At 37.4% G+C, this 17,290-nt stretch carries 19 protein-coding genes; 12 read left to right on the top strand and 7 right to left on the bottom strand.

Annotated features, from left to right (window positions below; translation table 11 throughout):
- Nucleotides 1-1,009, bottom strand: a 1,009-nt coding sequence (ilvA, locus tag AMDU4_RS08580) for a threonine ammonia-lyase (protein ID WP_021787589.1), incomplete at its 3' end; no start/stop codon positions are given.
- A 130-nt stretch (nt 1,010-1,139) separates the two neighbouring features.
- Between ilvA and AMDU4_RS08575 the strand changes: the two genes are divergently transcribed.
- The 7 genes from AMDU4_RS08575 (at nt 1,140) to AMDU4_RS08545 (ending at nt 7,451) form a co-directional block, all read left to right on the top strand.
- A complete protein-coding gene (locus AMDU4_RS08575) occupies nt 1,140-2,264 on the top strand; it encodes an acyl-CoA dehydrogenase family protein (RefSeq protein WP_290704731.1) in 1,125 nt (374 codons plus the stop codon).
- Nucleotides 2,254-3,513, top strand: a complete 1,260-nt coding sequence (locus AMDU4_RS08570; RefSeq protein ID WP_021787587.1) for a thiolase domain-containing protein — start codon at nt 2,254-2,256, stop codon at nt 3,511-3,513. Before AMDU4_RS08575 ends, AMDU4_RS08570 begins: the two co-directional genes overlap by 11 nt.
- Nucleotides 3,514-3,963, top strand: a complete 450-nt coding sequence (locus AMDU4_RS08565) for a Zn-ribbon domain-containing OB-fold protein (RefSeq protein ID WP_021787586.1) — start codon at nt 3,514-3,516, stop codon at nt 3,961-3,963.
- A gap of 307 nt (nt 3,964-4,270) precedes the next feature.
- Complete coding sequence (locus tag AMDU4_RS08560) at nt 4,271-5,209, top strand: hypothetical protein (protein ID WP_021787585.1); 939 nt, start codon at nt 4,271-4,273, stop codon at nt 5,207-5,209.
- A gap of 5 nt (nt 5,210-5,214) precedes the next feature.
- Nucleotides 5,215-5,694, top strand: coding sequence for a hypothetical protein (locus AMDU4_RS08555; RefSeq protein ID WP_021787584.1), 480 nt, complete (start codon nt 5,215-5,217; stop codon nt 5,692-5,694).
- A 19-nt stretch (nt 5,695-5,713) separates the two neighbouring features.
- Nucleotides 5,714-6,196, top strand: coding sequence for a hypothetical protein (locus AMDU4_RS08550; protein WP_021787583.1), 483 nt, complete (start codon nt 5,714-5,716; stop codon nt 6,194-6,196).
- Between the two features lie 631 nt (nt 6,197-6,827).
- Complete coding sequence (locus AMDU4_RS08545) at nt 6,828-7,451, top strand: class I SAM-dependent methyltransferase (RefSeq protein ID WP_021787580.1); 624 nt, start codon at nt 6,828-6,830, stop codon at nt 7,449-7,451.
- Between the two features lie 428 nt (nt 7,452-7,879).
- On the opposite strand, the gene AMDU4_RS08540 is transcribed toward AMDU4_RS08545, so the two are convergent.
- The 6 genes from AMDU4_RS08540 to AMDU4_RS08515 form a co-directional block, all read right to left on the bottom strand.
- Nucleotides 7,880-8,266, bottom strand: coding sequence for a hypothetical protein (locus AMDU4_RS08540; protein ID WP_021787579.1), 387 nt, complete (start codon nt 8,264-8,266; stop codon nt 7,880-7,882).
- 1 nt (nt 8,267) lies between these two features.
- Nucleotides 8,268-8,651: a hypothetical protein gene (locus AMDU4_RS08535; RefSeq protein WP_021787578.1), complete on the bottom strand. Its 384-nt coding sequence runs from the start codon at nt 8,649-8,651 to the stop codon at nt 8,268-8,270.
- A gap of 6 nt (nt 8,652-8,657) precedes the next feature.
- Nucleotides 8,658-8,903, bottom strand: coding sequence for a hypothetical protein (locus tag AMDU4_RS08530; RefSeq protein WP_290704730.1), 246 nt, complete (start codon nt 8,901-8,903; stop codon nt 8,658-8,660).
- Between the two features lie 97 nt (nt 8,904-9,000).
- Complete coding sequence (locus tag AMDU4_RS08525) at nt 9,001-9,126, bottom strand: hypothetical protein (protein WP_290704727.1); 126 nt, start codon at nt 9,124-9,126, stop codon at nt 9,001-9,003.
- Between the two features lie 53 nt (nt 9,127-9,179).
- Nucleotides 9,180-10,790 carry a formate--tetrahydrofolate ligase gene (locus tag AMDU4_RS08520; RefSeq protein ID WP_290704734.1) on the bottom strand — a complete coding sequence of 537 codons (1,611 nt, stop codon included), beginning with the start codon at nt 10,788-10,790 and terminating at the stop codon, nt 9,180-9,182.
- A 40-nt stretch (nt 10,791-10,830) separates the two neighbouring features.
- Entirely contained in the window at nt 10,831-11,433 is a 603-nt protein-coding gene (locus AMDU4_RS08515) for a cyclodeaminase/cyclohydrolase family protein (protein WP_021787575.1), read from the bottom strand.
- A gap of 226 nt (nt 11,434-11,659) precedes the next feature.
- Between AMDU4_RS08515 and AMDU4_RS08510 the strand changes: the two genes are divergently transcribed.
- The 5 genes from AMDU4_RS08510 to AMDU4_RS08490 all read left to right on the top strand — a co-directional run bounded on the left by AMDU4_RS08510 (nt 11,660) and on the right by AMDU4_RS08490 (nt 17,202).
- Nucleotides 11,660-12,004 (top strand): ATP cone domain-containing protein, encoded by a 345-nt coding sequence (locus tag AMDU4_RS08510; protein WP_021787574.1) that lies wholly within the window; start codon nt 11,660-11,662, stop codon nt 12,002-12,004.
- Nucleotides 12,001-15,069 carry an intein-containing adenosylcobalamin-dependent ribonucleoside-diphosphate reductase gene (locus AMDU4_RS08505; protein ID WP_021787573.1) on the top strand — a complete coding sequence of 1,023 codons (3,069 nt, stop codon included), beginning with the start codon at nt 12,001-12,003 and terminating at the stop codon, nt 15,067-15,069. Before AMDU4_RS08510 ends, AMDU4_RS08505 begins: the two co-directional genes overlap by 4 nt.
- Nucleotides 15,070-15,129: 60 nt before the next feature.
- Complete coding sequence (locus AMDU4_RS08500) at nt 15,130-15,405, top strand: hypothetical protein (RefSeq protein ID WP_021787572.1); 276 nt, start codon at nt 15,130-15,132, stop codon at nt 15,403-15,405.
- Nucleotides 15,406-15,592: 187 nt separating this feature from the next.
- The gene (locus AMDU4_RS08495; RefSeq protein WP_290704724.1) at nt 15,593-16,324 is read left to right on the top strand and encodes an electron transfer flavoprotein subunit beta/FixA family protein; all 732 of its coding nucleotides are present in this window, start codon (nt 15,593-15,595) and stop codon (nt 16,322-16,324) included.
- Nucleotides 16,321-17,202, top strand: coding sequence for an electron transfer flavoprotein subunit alpha/FixB family protein (locus tag AMDU4_RS08490; RefSeq protein WP_021787570.1), 882 nt, complete (start codon nt 16,321-16,323; stop codon nt 17,200-17,202). The genes AMDU4_RS08495 and AMDU4_RS08490 overlap by 4 nt, the downstream gene beginning before the upstream one ends.
- Nucleotides 17,203-17,290: the final 88 nt, after the last annotated feature.

The following is a 17,290-nucleotide window of genomic DNA, read 5'->3' as shown; positions in this document are numbered from 1 at the left end:
GTCCTGGATGATCGGGCAGATTAAACTCAAGCCGCAGCAACTTATCCTCCATTTCCAGTGCCCTGTATATTATATTGGACAGCAACAGAAAATTTACATTTCCACCTGAAAGTATAATAACAACCTTTTTGCCCTTAACATCTATTTTATTTTCAAACAGTGTTGCAAGTCCAGCTGCCCCTGAAGGCTCTACTAGCACCTTTTCACGTTCAAGCAGTTTGAAAAGCGCATATGCAATGTTTTCATCTGAAACGGTTACAATATCGTCCACATATTTTTTTACCAGTTCAAATGTTATGTTTCCAGGATATTTTACGGCTATTCCATCTGCAATGGTATCATTGCTTGTGTAGGGAACTATCCTGTTCTCTTTTATGGAAAGCTCCATGGAATTTGCCTTTTCAGATTCCACACCTATTACCTTTAGACCTTTGCCTGATAATTTAAGCGCACTTGATATGCCAGAAATAAGCCCACCACCTCCTATGGGGACTATAACAATATCCGGATCTATATCTTCCCTGATTTCAAGACCAATGGTTCCCTGGCCGGCAATAATATCCTCATCATTGTATGCTTCAATAAATTCCCTATGTTCTTCCACTGAAATCTGGATCGCATATTCATGGGCTTCATCGTAGCTCGTACCCCTGAGTATAACGGTTCCACCATAGGACTGGACAGCATTGACCTTTGCCGGAGGGGTTGTCTCGGGCATGACTATCTTTGCATCCACATCGTAATATGATGCTGCAAAAGCAACACCCTGGGCATGGTTGCCTGCACTGGCTGTTATCACACCATGTTTTTTCTGTTCATCTGTAAGCCTCGAAAATTTTGCCAGTGCACCCCTTGACTTAAATGAACCTGTTTTCTGGAAATTTTCCATCTTAAAGTAAAGGTCGCATGAAAACATATTGCTGAACGTTGTGGAATGGAATAATGGAGTTCTGTGTATCTTTCCCTTTATTTCATTTCCTGCTTCAACTATCCTATCGTAACCCAACATAGCTTTGAATTGCCTCTATCCATATATATGCTTTGCACTGCACAATGCAAGTTCATTTGTTCCCTCACTGCATGTTTATATATTTTGGAACCATCTTTTTTTAGGTGTAGATGTGAAGGACGAATACAGTATGATTCAACAAAGCGCAAGGCAGTTTGCAGAAAAGGAAATAATGCCTGTTGCAACTAAAATGGACAGAGAAAATTATTTTCCCAGAGAACTCTTCAGGAAGATGGGAAGGGAAGGATACCTTGGAGTAACCATACCGGAACAATATGGAGGCTCCGGTTCTGATTATGTGTCACAGGCCATCATAGAAGAGGAAATAAGCTATGCATCCGGTTCACTGGGTCTCTCATATGGGGCACACAGCAATCTGTGCTTGGACAATCTTTACAGGAACGGTTCAGAATATTTGCGGGAGAAGTATCTGGAAAAACTATGCTCCGGTGACTATATGGGTTCTCTGGGAATGACGGAGCCATCTTCCGGATCCGATGCCCTATCAATGAAAACATCTGCAGTGGAGGACAATGGAAGTTTTATACTGAATGGCAGCAAAACATTCATTACAAACGCCCCATATGCGGACGTTTTTCTTGTATATGCAAGAACTGGGGAAAACATAACCCCATTTGTGGTTGAAGGCACGGACAGTGGACTGTCAAGGGGACAGGAATTCGATAAGACCGGCATGAGAGGATCACCAACGGGGACAATATTCTTCAATGGCATAATATTGCCGAAGGAACGGATAGTAGGCAAAATCAATGAGGGAAGGAGAGTATTGCTCAGCGGTCTGAATCTGGAGAGAGCAGTTCTGGCATTTAATTCCATCGGAATTGCAAGGCGGGCACTTGACCTGGCAATAGGGTACGCATCCGAGAGAAAACAATTCGGCAGACCTATAAGTGATTTTGAATTGATTCAGGAAAAGCTTGCCTATATGTATACAAAATTCGAATCCTCCCGGCTTTTTGCCATGGAGGCCCTGAAAAGAGTGCAGGAAGACCGGATGAATTCCCTGGATGCAGCTTCAGCAATACTTTATGCATCAGAATCTTCAGAATATATCGCAAGGGAGGCTTTGCAGATTTTCGGGGGTTATGGATACATAAAGGATTTTGAGATAGAGAGGGTTTTCAGGGATTCAATACTCCTTACAATCGGTGCAGGAACCAATGAAATAAGAAAAAAGGTAATAAGTGAGGCATTGATAAAAAAATATGTGAGAGGTGGAAGAAATGGCCTTTGAACCCAGAAAAGTTTACATGGTATCCGGTGGCATGACAAAGTTCAGAAAATCAAATTTCAATGAAGATTTCAGGCTCAATGTCAAAAAATCACTGGACTATGCATTAAAGGATGCAAGTATTGGTATCAGGGATATAGATGGTTCTGTGTCTGCATACTTTTCCGATCATCTCCAGGGGCAGCTCATAGCCGGTGCCATGTCCAACGACTTTATAGGACTTGCAGGAAAGCCATCCAAGAGGATTGAGGGAGGAGGTGCCACAGGTGGGCTGGCGTTTCAGACTGCCTATGAGGAAATTGCATCAGGTAATATGGATACCTGCCTGGTATATGGATTCGAAAACATGTCACACGTTGGAACTTGGAGGGGAAACGATATCATTGCATTGGGAAGCGACGCAAATTTTGATTATCCACTGGGTGGTTTTTATACTGCATATTATGCACTAATGGCAACAAGGCATATGCATGAATTTGGAACAACGGAGGAACAAATGGCGAGGATATCCGTGAAGAACCATAGAAATGCAATGCACAATCCATATGCCCAGGCACCCATGGATATAACGGTAGAGGATGTATTAAACTCTCCTGTTGTCTCCACACCTCTGAAAATGCTTGATATATGCCTTATGTCTGATGGTGCAGCCTGTGCAATACTTGCTTCAGAGGATGCTGTAAAATCATTTTCATCCAAACCCGTCCTTATAAGATCAATCGGTTCTTCAAGCGATACCATGAGGCTTGCTGACAGGCCTTTCGGGGATGTTCCGCTTCTGCCTAATGAGAACAGCCAGATGTATAAGGGCCTTAAATACCCTGGAGTTCACTCCTTTAGGGCAGGAAGGCTGGCGGCCAAAATGGCATATGAACGTGCTGGCATCAAAAATCCTGAAAAGGAAATAGATTTCGCTGAACTTTACGATGCCTATACATCGGCAGAAATACAGGCATATGAGGATATGGGATTCTGTCCATATGGCCAGGGAGGCAAATTCATAGAAGATGGGAGATCCATGCTGGGTGGTGACATACCGGTGAATATGGAAGGAGGTCTTCAGGCATCTGGGCATGCCATAGGGGCAACGGGAATAATGCAGGCAGTGTATGCTTTCTGGCAGCTTCAGGGATCCATACAAAAACATATGGGCAATGGAAAGCTTCAGGTCAAAAATCCATCCAGGGGACTGATACACAGCCATGCTGGAACCGGAGCCTATGAGGCAGTAACCATAATGGAGGGGGTTTAAATGGCAAGGGGAAAATTACTGAAAATTGATCCGGTGATAGTTGAATGGAATTACAGTACAGAATACAGGCACAGCTATGCCCAGGATTCACCGTTTTTTGCTGCACTGGGTGAAAACAGGCTTCTGGGTTCAGGGTGCCCGGAATGTGGGTACAAATATGGAACATACAGGAAATATTGCATGTACTGTGGTGCAGAGACCGAGGACATTGAACTTCCACTAACAGGAAAAGTTCATTCCTATACAACATGCTACTATTCAGGGGAAAGCTTCCGGGATGATGTGCCATTTACCCTGGTACTTGTGGAATTTTTCGGTATAGATTCACTGTTTATGTCCCGGCTCTATACAAAGGATAATAGTAAAATAAGAATAGGGATGGAGATAGTTGCTATATTCAAGAAATTTCAGGATTTCACTGTGAATGATGTTTACTTTGTCCCTATCTAGAAAGTCTGTATGCTTCCACGGAAATATTCCCTGCACTATTTCTGTTCCTGAATGCAGCCAGGAAAAGTAATTCAGATATGGAGGTTTGGGGCAGTAATATAGACAACATAATCTATTCATGCCGAAGAGAAAGAATGCGGTAAAATTGTAATTATTGTGATATCGCAATGGAAAGCATGATTAAAGATTAGTGCACCCACACAATAATATTTGAAAACATACTATATTATTTATTGCTAAATTATTTGTTAATATTGTTACCGAAATATATATATATATATATATATATTCATGCATTTATATCATTATGAATAGAAAGAAGGTAATAATAGGTGTGTTGATGGCAGCAATATTTGTAATGGTTGCTTTTGTCCCGGCGGCAAATTATGTATCGAGTGATAGAATTAATGCCAAACAAATTCACATGTCTCCAGAGGCTAAACCCATATCAACTAATGTTAACTCAGTTTCCAATTTCAACCACAGACAGGGTAACACATCTATAAGCTACTCAATTCATAACAACATCCTTTATACTAACATTTATGAGCAAGGTAAAATTCCGGCCAAGGAGCAATTTCAAAATATTACATTAACAGGAAACAATATTCATGACAATATAGTAATTGGAAAAAATTCTATGGATATTATTATGGAGACTCATCTGGGCGGTATAAAAAACCGAAACCAAACCTCAGCTTATAGAATGACAACATCATCAGGAAGAAGTTATTCTTTTACCATAAACGATCCTACGTACCACAAATCATTTAGTTGGGGGCAGGCTTGGGTATCATGTTCTTCAATTACATTTCATGGAAGTATCGGAAAAGGTGGTTTTAAATACATGGTAGCAGCGATCTTGTTAACTGCTGAAGGACTTTCTGCAGCTGTATACGCTAGCACTGCCTTTATAGCTTCAATTGTAGGCATACTTTCAGGGGTTGTTGTTATAGCATGGGCGGCATTTGTAAATGACCATCCTACAACCAATGGAAATTTCATTCCATATGTGGAAATGGGTTTCAGCGAGGGAAAGTGGTGGGATCCATGGGATACCGGAGCTTATGGAGAATTGGGTGCCTATTCTAACCAAGCGTTTAGTATAACTGGGGAGAAAACTTATTCTGGGGGATACGGATATTGGCCATTCTTAACCTCAATTCCCGTCTCTAACACAATGGAATGGTCTGAAAGTGTGGTACCGCACGCTTCAGTATGGCCGAGCTTAAATCCACCATGGTGATTAATATGGAATTACAAGAATCAATAAATAGAAAAAAATTAAAAAAATTAAAAAAATTAAAACTATATACAATCGTATTTGTAGTTATAAGCATATTATCCCTTTCTATAGCGATATATCAGTTGATTTTTCTCAGTTCAGGAATAAGAGTATCTTTTATGTACAATTATATGGCAGGAACTTTACCTACGTTTTTTGCTTCATATTTTATTGTTGATGGGGTTCCTTATTTGCAGTATTACCGGAGCACAATTAGGGGAAAAATACAAAGGGGAACTTTCGGTTTGTGGACATACCTTAACATTTCACCTGCTTTTTATTATCCATTTCTTTCCTTTGTAATGGATAATTTTGGGCAACCCTCGTTATTGGTATATATATTGAATATTGGAGTTCCAATAATCATGTCAAGTGTTCTTGAATTTATCCCAATACATTACTGGCGTATAAATAGACGTCTTAAATCTAATATTTACCAACATTAAATCCACCATGGTGATTAATATGGAATTACAAGTATCAATGAATAGGAAAAAAATAAAAAAATTAAAACTATATACAATTGTATTTGTAGCTATAAGCATATTATTGTTATCCATAACGGGATACCAATTGATATTTCTCAGCTCAGGAATAAGAGTATCTTTTATGTACAATTATATGGCAGGAACTTTACCTACGTATTTTGCCATATATTTCATGATTGAGGGAGTTTTTTATTTGCAGTATTATCTAAATACAATTAGGGGAAAAATACAAAGGGGAACTTTCAGTATGTGGATATTCTTTAACTTTTTACCTGTTTTTATTAATTTAATTGGTTTTTATTATCTACTTGTAATTTTACATACAATTGGGCAACCCTCGTTATTGGTATATATATTGAATATTGGAGTTCCAATAATCATGTCAAGTGTTCTTGAATTTATCCCAATACATTACTGGCGTATAAATAGACGTCTTAAATCTAATATTTACCAACATTAAATCCACCATGGTGATTAATATGGAATTACAAGTATCAATGAATAGGAAAAAAATAAAAAAATTAAAACTATATACAATTGTATTTGTAGCTATAAGCATATTATTATTATCCATAACGGGATACCAATTGATACTTCTCAGCTCAGTCAAAACGTTTCTTTTATGTACAATTATATAGCAGGAATTTTACCTACGTTTTTTGTTTCATATTTTATTGTTGATGGGGGATCTTATTTACAGTATTACCGGAGCACAATTAGGGGAAAAATACAAAGGGGAACTTTCGGTTTGTGGACATACCTTAACATTTCACCTGCTTTTTATTATCCATTTCTTTTACTTGTAATAGATAATTTTTGGAGGCACTCGTTTTTGGAATACGTATTGTATCTAGGGGTTCCAATAATTATTTCAAGTGTTCTTGAATTTATCCCATTACATTACTGGCGTATGAATAGACATCTTAAATCTAATATTTACGAACATTAAATTATCTATAATCAATGCAAGAGATAAATCGGAGATCCTGAAACACTATTCAATCAGAACAATGACCTGTTTAGTTGATAAAGAACAAGAAGCCGGTTAGAATATAGAGAGATTTTAAATAGATCAATGCTTTAGAATTATAATGCAAAAAACTTCCAAAGAATTCTATTCAGAGCGAGGAGTTGACTGGCTATCTCATAAAAAGAATAATGAGCGCTCGAAGGAAGAGTTGTCTTATATTGTGCGATTACTGAGAAAAGATTGGAAGATCCTGGATCTGGCATGTGGATATGGCAGACTTACTATTCCTCTGGCCGAGATAGGATACAAGATGGAAGGAATAGACATAACTCCAATATTTATTGAAAAAGCAAAGGAAGAGGCAAAGAAAAAGAATCTCAATATTGAATTCAGAGTCGGGGACATGATAAACTTGCCTTATGATAGTAACTCATTTGATGCCGTTATCTGCATGTGGAATGCTTTCAGCGAGCTTGTGCTGGAAGATGAACAGGTTAGTGCAATATTGGAAATCTATAGAGTACTCAAAAAAGATGGAATGTGTCTCATTGAAGTGAGAAATCATAGATCAGGTAAACTTATAGCGGCAAACATGATCGACGGATATGATGCAATGCCAAGTTATAATCATACGAGAGGCAGTATGAAAAAATTAATGGAGCTCTCAGGACTAGAGGATTATAGGGTATTTATTGACAACTTTGGTGGACGAAATAGGCTTTTCCTGGAAATAAGAAAATATTAGCATCCCAAAAACATCAATATCATTATTTATAAGTAAAAGTCATTGTTCAATGGAAATATTCAAAGGAGTGCCATCCCGCATTTGCCATGCTTGTTGCGAAATTGTGACATCTGGATATTACATTTATAATAAGGCCTTAAAGGCAATGAGATCATGATTTCCTACAAGGACGTTAGAAATGTTGTGTTATATATAAATCATCTCTCTTTACCATTCTTTCTAGTTCTTATATAGATATTATAACATAGATAGGGTTAAACAGAAGGTGAAATTAAACGATAAAAGGACATAATACATAATACATAATACATAATTAGGCAAGATGAGGTAAATTTTGATCTTGAAAAATTAATTTATCAATCAGGTTACAACATAAATAGTGGAAACCGCCTCATATGGAAAAATTCAATTGTTAATTGGATGAAAAACTACGGTATTATATTTTTTATTTTCTTAATATATAATAAATATATTAGTGAAAAAACTATTATTCCCACGGCATATAACATAATCGTAATATCATAATTTTTCAACATTAAAGCAATTACAGTAACAATAAAGATATATGAAATTGCAGGCAAAAATAAAAATTTAAATTGTATATTTTCTATATATAAATATGTGGACTTGTTAATTTTATTCATATTTAATTTTATTTTATTTTTTCCCGTATTATAATATAACAAATATCCAGCAAATGCAATTACACCCAATATACCAAAATAATTATGCGATATTACAATTTCCATAGCGCCAATGATTCCTGCAATAGACATAGGAATTGAAAATCTTTTCCACTTTGTTAGTTCATCCATTTTACCACCCAGAACTGTTACAAGTTGTTGCCATAGCAGCAGTACTCCCAATGGCTAAACCAATTGCCAGAAGCCACAGGGCAGCTACCAGACCTAATGTAGCCGGGACATATAAGGCTCCACCGAATACAGCACTCCACGCTCCTATAAACTCTATTATACTAAATACACATGCCCAAGTCCAGTATATTGCTATCTCTATCGTTTTATCAATGCCAATATTCATAATACCATTATTCGTTGATTTCAACATACTGTTCATTGCCGATGCAATATATGAATATTCTATGCCAAACCTATCTAATGTCTTATTACTGAAATACATATAATTAAATGATACTAATTTTATACTATTTATTAATTTTTCCATTACATTGCTATGCATAATTATTTACTGCAAATTTTTATTCCTTAAAATTTTATTAAAATAAACTATATTATATACAATGGCAATTAACATCAATCCAAACAGTATTGAAAATATGTATCCTAAAATATACTTTTTGTTGATAAAGAAAATAATTGAACTATATAATAATCCTATAGATAATGATGTGTAACCGAAAATCGTCCACTTTCTGGCTTTACGAATTTTAGCAAATTTTTTGAATTCTAAATTTTCATCATTCGCTTTCATATTACCAGCCACCAAAACATGCATTTCCTACACCATATTTTAACGTTTCTATTGTGTGGGTACACAACTTATACTTTGCCGTATTACACAGTCAAGTTTACAGATCAAACGATTTTCTTACCAGCCTGAAAAACACGGATATAACGGCAATGTTATAACTGGAAACAGCGATGCTGGTAGCCCCTATGGAAACATAATATACACTTATTACCAGCTTTCTCACCAGAAGAATTGGGGACACTCAAATAAATTTTCAATAACGCCCAATTTGAATATTCATGAAAGCCCCGTTATATTTCCGTTACTGTCAATATCTATTTTCTCCGCTGCTGGATGCCTGGGCAATCCTGGCATTGTCATTATGTTTCCCAGTATGGGTATTATGAACTCCGATCCTCCATTGATAACAATGGAATTTACCTTTACCTTGAAATTTTCAGGTACGTTTAAAAGCGAAGGATTATCTGAAATAGACGATTGTGTTTTTGCCATGCACACATAGAATTTTCCGAAGCCGTTATTCTCTGCACGTTTAATATCCATAAGTGCTTCCTTTGAAAATTCAATGTCCCGGGCACCATATACCTTCCTGGCAATTTTTTCAATTTTTACCCTTATCGGATCATTTATGTCATAGGCGTAAGTGATCTTATTTTCACGGATAGATCCAAGCACCTTTTCAGCAAGCTGTATTCCACCTTCCCCACCCTGGGAATATACATTTGAAATGGCATATTTTATTTTTTTAGTATCCAGAATCTCCGATGTAGCCTTAATTTCATTATCAGTGTCAACAGGATGTATATTCAACGCAACAACAGGTTCGATTCCAAAATTCTCTATATTTTTTATATGTGCAAACAAGTTTTCAATTCCTGTTTTGAGTGCCGGTACATTTTCCTCATCTATATTTTTGGCACCGCCATGATGCTTCATCGCCCGTATTGTGGCAACTATCACTACAGCGTCCACAGGTATTTTAGCTTCCCTGGTTACTATATCCATGAATTTTTCAAAACCCAAATCTGAACCGAATCCTGCTTCAGTAACTGTATAATCAAACATGTTAAGCGCAGCATAGTCTCCAAGAATGCTGGATGTTCCGTGTGCTATGTTTCCGAAAGGCCCGGTGTGTATAATTGCAGGGACATTTTCTACGCTTTGAACAATATTAGGTTTCAGTGCATCTGAAAGCAAAGCCGCCATGGCCCCGTTGGCCTTTATGTCCCTGGCAAACACAGGCCTGTTATTTGTTGTATACCCTATTATTATATTTCCAAGCCTTTCTTTCAGGTCTTCATATCCCTTTGAAAGCGCCATTATAGCCATTATTTCCGATGCGGCAGTAATGACAAATGAATCACTTGCAAGAATTCCATTGCTCTTTGGACCATCTCCTACTATTATGGATCTCAATGATCTGTCATCCATATCCACAGTTCTTGGAAAGGTTATTTTCTTCACATCAATTCCAAGTTCATTTCCATAATATATGTGATTATTTATCATAGCAGAAAGTAGATTGTGTGCAGCTGAAATTGCCGGAAAATCACCTGTGAAAATAAGGTTTATCTTATCGGATGGTTCTACCGTTGATTTCCCCCCTCCAGTTGCACCACCTTTTACACCGAAGCACGGGCCAAGTGACGGTTCCCTTATTGCAATGCCGGCATTTTTTCCCAGTCTCTTCAATGCCTGTGCCAGACCTATGGCCGTTGTGGTTTTTCCCTCACCGGCAGGTGTAGGCGTCATTGCGGTTATCAATATGAGCTTACCATGATTTTTTTCCGGATTGCAGTTTGAAATTCCAATTTTTGCAGCATATTTCCCGTATGAATCATAATCCTTTATTCCAAGCATCTTCATGATTTCCTGTATATCTTGCAACATAAATATACAATAACAAATACATAGTAAAGATTTTTGATTAGGGAATAATAGAATTTTCTATTTTCCTTGCCCTATCCATCGTGCATTCTACAGTTTCCATAAAGAATCTTAATTTTAATAATTCTTCTTCCCTGTAATCCTCTTCTTTCTGGAATTTTAGATTTATTTTTATATTGTTCACAGAAGTATGAACGGCGGTATAAGCCATGTAAGCTGCAGATAAGTCATCAGTTACCAGATTCATGTTTCCGTATTCACCAAGAAAAACCGCATTTTCCATATTATGAAGCGAAATCCCTGCGATTTTCCATGATACCTGAACACTTTTTTTTATTGCCATGTTTATTGCATTAACCCTTCCACTATCACTTTTTTCCATATGTAAAGCATCCATAATGCCCTGGAAGGCTTTTTCGTCCTCACCGCTGAGGATCTTCAACTCCCCAATAATGCTGTCAGATTCCCCTGATATTCTTTTGAAATGGTCTTCATATGGTGCCAGTTTCTTTTTTCCTATTGACAGTAGAGATGCCATGGAATTTAGAGATGCTGCAAACATAGACGATATGGCAGATGCAGACCCACCTCCTGGTGTTGCGGAAGAGCTTTTCAGCTTTGATATATACTCATCGAGATCCATTATATAGAATAAATTATCCTTTGAAAAACATTGTTATTTTATTGCTAATAAAAGGGCATAATAAATATATAATATGTAAATAAAATATATATTTTTTTATTATCTAATTAGATAACAAATATTTATCCAATACTGGTCAAACAATATTTTTACTATGATAAAATATCCGGTAAAAAAAAGTTTTAAATTCTTTTATGTGTTGGTGATGTTACACTCGTGATGCAAGATGATTAATGTTTTAAATAATGTAATAAAAAGGGACGGGTCCAGCGTACCATTCGATAAGAAAAAGATAGCTATGGCAATATTCAAGGCCATGTTATCAGTCAAAGCAGGATCCATGGAAGAAGCAAACAAGCTTGCGGATATTGTTACCAAAGAATTGGAAAAAGGAAACACTGAGCCTACAGTTGAACTGATACAGGATACTGTTGAAAACGTGCTCATGACACATAAGATAAATGGTGTTTCCTATATATCAGTAGCAAAGGCTTACATACTTTACAGGGAAAAGAGAAACACCATAAGGCAGGAGAAAGAGTTTATAGGTGTAAAGACGACCTTAAATTGAGCGTAAATGCAGTAAAAGTGCTTGAAGCCAGATATCTGTTCAAGGACTCTGAGGGAAAAATAATAGAAACGCCCAGGCAGATGTTTCACAGGGTGGCAGTACATCTTGGCATAATACAGGGTCTTTATGATTATATATCATACAGGAAAACCGGCAAACTAAATGAGAAGGGAACTGTTTACTCAGGCATAACAAAAACCCAGGAGGAAGAATTGAAGAGGGCTTTTAATGAACTGAAAAAAGAGAAAACCCTTGATGGGAGCTATGATGAATTTATAGATTTTCTACAGACAAAAAAGACCATGGTAAATTACTGGATCGACAGATTTGAAAATATGATGACCAGGTTGGAATATGTACCTAATTCACCCACACTTATGAATGCAGGAGGCCCTCTTGGACAGTTAAGTGCCTGTTTCGTCCTTCCTGTGGACGACAGTATAGATTCCATATTTGATGCACTTAAGGCAACAGCCGAAATACACAAATCCGGAGGAGGTACAGGTTTTTCATTCAGCCGACTGAGGGCAAGTGACGATATAGTTGCTTCAACTAAGGGTGTGGCTTCCGGGCCCGTATCGTTTATGCGGATATTCGACGTAACCACAGATGTTATAAAGCAGGGCGGAAAGAGGAGGGGTGCCAATATGGGCATACTGAACTACAACCACCCTAATATAATGGATTTTATAAATAGCAAAGACTCTGAAAACAAGATCCTGAGCAATTTCAACATATCTGTTGGCGTGAATGATGAATTCTTCGAAAAGCTGGACAATGATGACTATATAGATCTGATAAATCCAAGAGACGGCAGAGTCACTGGCAGGGTAAAGGCTTCCACATTGTGGAATTCCATAGTTAACCATGCATGGACAACAGGTGATCCAGGAATGATATTCCTTGACGAAATCAATAAGAAAAACCCCGTAAAGAACATAGGAAATATCGAATCAACAAACCCCTGTGTTACTGGTGATACAAAAATATACACAGCAAAAGGAATAAAAACTGCGAAAGAGCTATACGAGGAAGGTGAACCATTATATGTAAAGATTGATGGAAGATTCGGTGGCAGTTTTAAGCAATCTTCAAATGTTATATATACGGGGTATAAAGATGTATACAGAATAACAACAAGTGAGGGTTTTGATATAACTGTTACAGGAGACCATAAAATATACAGCCAGGAGAGAGGCTGGGTAGAGGCACTAAATCTTAAAAAAGGAGAAAAAATCAGAATATTGAACGAGGGAGGATCTTTCGGTTCTCACGGCAATATTGAGGAAGGCAGGGTTTTAGGATGGCTTGTTGGAGATGGCCAAATAAATAAAGGCAGTAATAATGACCGTGCTGTTCTATCATTCTATGATCAGGACAATTCATTAGCCCCCCAGTTTGAAAACTACGTAAACAACATAATAAGACCGTCGACCAATAACCGTGACTACCATGTAGGGATGGTGAATATTGAAAGCAGGAACTGCATTACAATAGCATCAGAAAGGCTTAAAGAGTTTGCTGCTGCATATGATTTAATAGATGAGAAACTGAAGGTTCCAGATAAGGTTTTTACAGGCACAATGGAAATGCAAAAAGGCTTTTTACAGGCACTATTTGAGGCTGACGGGACTGTACTAAAAGCCGGGAAATCTAGATATGCTGTGAGACTGGGATCTATAAGCCTGAATTTATTGAAGCAGGTGCAGGCACTGTTATTAAACTTCGGTATATACAGCTCTGTTTATGAAAGCAGGAAAAAGGCAGGCATCAAAATGTTACCGGATTCCGGAAGAAATATGAGGGTATATACCGTACAGGATTTCCATGAACTCAATATACCAGGAGAGAATTTAATAAGATATACAAACCTAATAGGCTTTATATCTGAAAGAAAGAATGCAAGGTTAAATGAAATAATAAAGAGTTACACACGGGGACCGTACAAAACCTCTTTCACCGCCAGAATAAACAAAATAGAATATTCCGGAAAGAGCGATGTATACGATCTGGTAGAACCCTATACTCATTCGTTTGTAGCTAACGGAGTTGTAGTACATAATTGTGGTGAACAACCGTTATTGCCTTACGAATCATGTAATCTCGGCTCAATAAATCTTGCAAAATTTGTAGAAAATGGAACATTTAACTATGAGAGATATAAGGATACAATAGCAGTAGCCACAAGATTCCTTGAAAATGTTGTGGACGCCAATAAGTTCCCGGTAGAATCAATAAAGAATATGACAAGGAAGACAAGAAAGATAGGCCTTGGGATAATGGGATTTGCTGATGCACTGATAATGCTTGGAATTCCGTACAACAGTAATGAAGCCCTGGAATTTGGTGAACACGTCATGAAAACCCTCAACGATGAATCTCACAGGGAATCACAGAGACTTGCGGAGGAGAGGGGAGTATTTCCTGGATGGTACGGATCAGAATACGAAGAAAAGGGCATAAAAATGAGGAATTCAACTACAACCACAATAGCTCCCACAGGGACAATATCCATAATAGCAGGATGTTCCTCATCAATAGAACCCCTATTCGCCCTTGCATTTGTAAGGCATGTACTGAACGGCCAGGAACTGCTTGAGGTAAACCCTCTCCTGGAGGATGTATTGAAATCCAGGAATCTCTGGACCCAGGAATTAATGGAAAAAATAGCTGAAACTGGAAAGCTCGGCAATCTGGACCTTCCAGAAGATGTTAAGAAACTATTTATTACAGCACAGGAGATTGATCCAGACTGGCATGTTCTCATGCAGGCAACGTTCCAGAGATACTGTGATTCTGGAGTTTCAAAAACAATCAACCTTCCATATGAGGCAACGCCAGAGGACATAGCTAAATCATACCGCCTCGCTAAAGAATTGCACTGCAAGGGGATAACTGTATACCGGGACAGGAGCAAGACACAGCAGGTGCTATATACTGGCACAAACCAGAAAAAGAGCGATGAGGAAAAAAAAATTGACCTCACAATGAAGATGCCTGATAAACTGTTAAAACTGGACGCAACCTTTGATCCTGCATGTCCAACTGGAAAGTGTGATTTATAATATAGATAATCACATATTAATTCCCATAAAATATTTATTCTATAATCTATTATTATATTCATGGTATTAAAATCGCAGGAGAGAGGAGACCTTGAAAATTTTATAGATGAACTTGAGCTTAATTCAAAGGAAACATATAAATTATGGAATTTTAAAAATAAAGATGAATTTGTGGCATTTATCAAGGGCTATATTTTCGGAAGCTTTACAATGGGAGTCATTGATAAAAATAAAACAATAAACAAGAATTTCATGCTGCAAGAAGATGATATAGATGAAATCATAGCCATAATAGAAAGGCGGTCTGGGGAATTTAAAGAAAATCTTGATAAATAATAAATTTGTCATAAAATTTCTATTGCAACTATTCTATATATAAAAAATGCCATAAATTCTCCCAAAAATCAGATAAAATTCCTGTAATATCCCATATTATATAGGAAATTCAAAAAAAATATATAATTAAATACAGGTGTTATTTCCCACATTGAAAAAATTATATAGGGTTTCAATATGGGCTATTATGGATATAGCAGTCCTTGTTAAGCAAACAGTGGATATGGACCAGATTAAACTAAATGACGAAAACGAGCCGATAATGGACAACCTTCCACTGAAAATGGATATTTTAAGTAAAAATGCAGTCGAGGCCGCAGTACAGCTCAAGGAAAAGTATGGCGGAAAGGTTACAGGCATAATATTCGGAACAGAGAGATCCACATCGACCATGAAAGAGGCATATGCAATGGGTGTGGATGAAGGTACAGTAATAAAAGGATATAAAAAATCAGATCCAATGGTCACCGCCGGGGTCATTGCAGAAGAACTGAGAAAAGCCAAATATGACATTATTATTCTGGGAGACCAGTCATCTGATTCATATTCTGGACTTATGGCAGGATTAATAGCCTCAGAGCTGGAAATAAACGTCATAACAAATGCCATTAATATAGAAATTAAGGATAATACTGCGGACATTACAGTGGAATCCGAGAATGAGGACGTTACAGTAGAAACGGATCTACCTGCAGTAGTTTCAGTTGCACAGGAAATAAATGAGCCAAGGCTTCCCAAGGTCATGCAGATTATGATGGCTGGTAAGAAAAACATAAACATTGTGGATGGGAATCCTAAATATGAGGATGATACAAAAATAATATCTGACAAGGCTCCAGACAGCCAGAGAAAGAAAATTATTTACGAGGATGGAAAGGGTATTGATGAAATAGCAAAAATATTGAAGGTGGTAAAATGAAGGCGCTTGTGTTTTCAGACGAACCTAAAAATGCCAGAGAGATTATAACATATCTCCGAGGAAAAATGGATATTGACGCAGTATCCCAGGAAGATAAAGAACTGGTAGAATATGGAGCAGATACTGTATACTTTTACAGGGATGGATTCGTGGACAATTTAAGTAAATTCCTCGCAGACCATATTGTAAAAAATAAATATGACCTTGTTTTCATATCTTCCACAAATCTGGGCAGGGAACTGGCAGGCATACTATCATTCAAGCTTAAGATGAAATGCATGCCCGAAATATTTTATTTTGAGAATAAGGATAAAAATATTACTAAAAGATTCTTTCATGGGGGCAAAACTGTAGTTGAGGAGGAAAGCAACCTCAGAATGTTTACCGTGTCACCGGGAATCTGCGATGCTGAGAAGGCAGATAAAAAATCAGAGGTCAGAAATGTAAGCCTGGAAAAGAGCATTTATAAAATAATAAACGTAAAAAGCAAGGAGACCGCAGGAACAGACATAAGAAATGCAAAGGTTATAGTTTCCATTGGAAGGGGACTGGGAAGCCAGGAAAACATAGAAAAGGTAATGCCGCTTGTGGAAACACTTCATGCAGAAATTTCCGGTTCAAGGCCTGTCTGCCTTGATTATAAATGGCTTAGTGAGGACAAGCAGGTCGGGCTTTCGGGAAAGAAAGTAAGGCCAGATTTTTACATAGCTTTGGGGATATCCGGTCAGATACAGCATATTGCAGGAATAAGGGGTTCAAAGACAATAATAGCCATAAACAAGGACAAAAGCGCCCCCATATTTGAAGAATGTGATTATGGAATTGTTGGAGACCTCTTTACTGTTGTACCAGAACTTGTTGAAAAACTCAAAAAATAATTTAAATTTTTAACATTTGCGGGTTGGTATCATTCTTTGGCAATATAGTGCATGAAAACGAGCTAAGGGTTGTAGTGGGGATCCTCAG

The organism is Ferroplasma sp. Type II (assembly GCF_000496155.1).
The sequence above is the reverse complement of the archived record's forward strand: the minus strand, read 5'-3'. Positions and strand labels throughout refer to the sequence as shown.

Bases quoted from the DNA above. Each gene is read 5' to 3' on its own strand.
- AMDU4_RS08545 (WP_021787580.1), top strand. From the start codon at position 6,828: ATGCAAAAAACTTCCAAAGAATTCTATTCAGAGCGAGGAGTTGACTGG.
- AMDU4_RS08570 (WP_021787587.1), top strand. From the start codon at position 2,254: ATGGCCTTTGAACCCAGAAAAGTTTACATGGTATCCGGTGGCATGACA.
- AMDU4_RS08565 (WP_021787586.1), top strand. From the start codon at position 3,514: ATGGCAAGGGGAAAATTACTGAAAATTGATCCGGTGATAGTTGAATGG.
- AMDU4_RS08540 (WP_021787579.1), bottom strand. From the start codon at position 8,266: ATGGATGAACTAACAAAGTGGAAAAGATTTTCAATTCCTATGTCTATT.
- AMDU4_RS08575 (WP_290704731.1), top strand. From the start codon at position 1,140: ATGATTCAACAAAGCGCAAGGCAGTTTGCAGAAAAGGAAATAATGCCT.
- AMDU4_RS08515 (WP_021787575.1), bottom strand. From the start codon at position 11,433: ATGGATCTCGATGAGTATATATCAAAGCTGAAAAGCTCTTCCGCAACA.
- AMDU4_RS08510 (WP_021787574.1), top strand. From the start codon at position 11,660: ATGATTAATGTTTTAAATAATGTAATAAAAAGGGACGGGTCCAGCGTA.
- AMDU4_RS08560 (WP_021787585.1), top strand. From the start codon at position 4,271: ATGAATAGAAAGAAGGTAATAATAGGTGTGTTGATGGCAGCAATATTT.
- AMDU4_RS08495 (WP_290704724.1), top strand. From the start codon at position 15,593: ATGGATATAGCAGTCCTTGTTAAGCAAACAGTGGATATGGACCAGATT.
- AMDU4_RS08550 (WP_021787583.1), top strand. From the start codon at position 5,714: ATGGAATTACAAGTATCAATGAATAGGAAAAAAATAAAAAAATTAAAA.
- AMDU4_RS08490 (WP_021787570.1), top strand. From the start codon at position 16,321: ATGAAGGCGCTTGTGTTTTCAGACGAACCTAAAAATGCCAGAGAGATT.
- AMDU4_RS08555 (WP_021787584.1), top strand. From the start codon at position 5,215: ATGGAATTACAAGAATCAATAAATAGAAAAAAATTAAAAAAATTAAAA.
- AMDU4_RS08530 (WP_290704730.1), bottom strand. From the start codon at position 8,903: ATGAAAGCGAATGATGAAAATTTAGAATTCAAAAAATTTGCTAAAATT.
- AMDU4_RS08500 (WP_021787572.1), top strand. From the start codon at position 15,130: ATGGTATTAAAATCGCAGGAGAGAGGAGACCTTGAAAATTTTATAGAT.
- AMDU4_RS08535 (WP_021787578.1), bottom strand. From the start codon at position 8,651: ATGCATAGCAATGTAATGGAAAAATTAATAAATAGTATAAAATTAGTA.